Below are 256 nucleotides of genomic sequence, written 5' to 3'. Positions count from 1 at the left end.
CTGGAACTATAAACGAAGAGAGATAGACGAGACCAACAACGCCGCCTTTCTTCCCTTGCGCGGCGAGGTCTTTGCGCGCGAAGCCCTTGTCGCTCTCTGTTCCGGGGACGCCGGCGTATGAGTGCATCAACAGGATGACGTTCCTTTTGCTGGATATAAGGGGTTCAAGATATTGTCTCTGGATATGCTCAGCATCATCATATGCCGTTGTCGAGGCAGGCCCGCCAGCTGAAGGGAGGGTTATTGTTTCGGCTTC

At 53.9% G+C, this 256-nt stretch carries 1 protein-coding gene; it reads right to left on the bottom strand.

The features are described from left to right. A partial coding sequence (locus IEQ44_RS17355) for an alpha/beta fold hydrolase (RefSeq protein ID WP_227487675.1) occupies positions 1-256 on the bottom strand: 256 nt, incomplete at both ends.

The organism is Nocardioides malaquae (assembly GCF_015070385.1).
In the GTDB taxonomy this organism is placed as follows: domain Bacteria; phylum Actinomycetota; class Actinomycetes; order Propionibacteriales; family Nocardioidaceae; genus Nocardioides; species Nocardioides malaquae.
The sequence above is the reverse complement of the archived record's forward strand: the minus strand, read 5'-3'. Positions and strand labels throughout refer to the sequence as shown.